This window comes from Paenibacillus glacialis (assembly GCF_001637205.1).
Classification (GTDB): domain Bacteria; phylum Bacillota; class Bacilli; order Paenibacillales; family Paenibacillaceae; genus Paenibacillus_AQ; species Paenibacillus_AQ glacialis.
On the sequence record NZ_LVJH01000009.1, the window covers coordinates 1 to 1,801 of the forward strand.

Below are 1,801 nucleotides of genomic sequence, written 5' to 3' on the forward strand. Positions count from 1 at the left end.
TGAGGTATTCACACTCTGCGGAAGCTTACTCCAGACGGTAACCAGGTTTTTACCATTTGGGCTTGTTGCGTCGGACGATTGACTAACTTTGGCCTCATAATATTGATTATCAGGTGTTTTGTAGTAGGCAACAAGCTGAGCCTGTTTCAATTGACGTGGTTCTTCGTTTTTCATTTCCAGCTCTGTATACATCACATTGGAGCTGCCCCCACTATAGATAGTTGTCCGACGTTCGCGGATTTCTGCTTTTTTGCCTGTCACATCAATATGGAAAGAGCCACCTGCCACAACGGTATTCATTGCATTATTTAGCATCGTTGTATTCAATGAGAGGAAGTTCGTAACGTTATCACCTGAGGTTTCCTGCAGTATAACCCTTAATTGATTGATACTATAGGAATAAGGAACTTTGGCTATCACATACATCTCTGCCGTTTCATTAGGAGCAAGGGACGTTTGAGCATTTTTTGCCACGATCTGGACCGTGCTGCTGATATCGTTCAGTCCCGCTTTGACTAAAGCTTTGAGAGCAGGCAGTTTTACTGTAGTCAATTTTGTGTTGCGGATGCTGATTTTAGCTACGATTTGATCTTCATCTGCCCATGGTAGCCGCTGAATGGAGTCGAGCTTTACCCCGAACGTTCCATGACTGTTCTCCATTATGGATTCTAATCCAATAAAGCTATTTTTTTCTTGAGAATAAGGGATTTGATAATACGCAGTCGGAACAATAATCTTGTCGGCAACAGCGGGTTCAGTTAACTGTAGCTGCAACGTGCTTTGATTTAGATTTAATCGCACATCCGCGCTGAGATCAATGATCTTCTCTTCAAACGGCTTTAAGGTTAGCTTGGTGAGCGCCTTTGTATCCACCGGAATAGTGAATCCTTCCTTGGCTTTAATGGCAAGCTCGTAGGCGGGTAAAGTTACCGATTTATTACCGACATTTTTTATCCGGAATTGAAGGCTCCATTTCGCGGTGTCGTTCTCCGAATATACGGAAGCGCTCAAAATCTGCGTTTCCACTGTATTCTTGTCAATGGAAATTTTCTTAACTGCATAATTAGCCACGGTTAAGTTAGAAGTTGTTGCTGCAGGAAGGCTGAAGGAATGGACTGGAAGATCAATCTTTAACGTCGAATCTTCCTGCGTGAATTGCAGCGTCATATTAACGGTTTTTATATAAGAAGGGATTTCTCCCATGTAGTATATCGTTTTCTTCTCCTGAGGCTGCACCTTGTAACTGCTACTGGCATCATCCAACTTGAGCTCGAATACCGTACCACCGGCTGATGCCAGGTATGCTTTATAGCCGGGATCGCTAAGTACTTTTGTCCCCAAATTCGCTAGACTGACCCCTACCCTCATGTATACTTTTCCGTTAAGTCGAACAATTTGCAGGCTTTCCGCCTTGGTCGTTATAGGGAGATTATTCATCGTGATCTTCTTGCTCTGGCCTTTAGCAGCTACAAATGAATAATTGGCCGGAACCGTGAAAACACCCAGCCTTTTCTGATAATCCGCACTGTTGAAATCCCATCCGAATATTGAAACTTTGGCTTGATTTACTGTTGTAACCTTGCCGATATTCACATAATAAGTTACGGTTAGGCTGCTCTTGGCGGGCACCGATTTTATAGTCGCATCACTCGTGATAGGGTTTCCTTGTACCGTCGTCCCACCTGCTGTGGTTACTTTGGAGAAATAATCGACAAGACTTACATTGCTATCACTACCGTTGCTATAATGAAGCGTGTATGTAAGTGTATTTCCGCTCGGCTGCGCAAGAATGTTGATATCC

General features: G+C 43.5%; 1 protein-coding gene. It reads right to left on the minus strand.

The features are described 5' to 3' along the window. A partial coding sequence (locus PGLA_RS27900; protein WP_068531379.1) for a hypothetical protein occupies positions 1-1,801 on the minus strand: 1,801 nt, incomplete at both ends.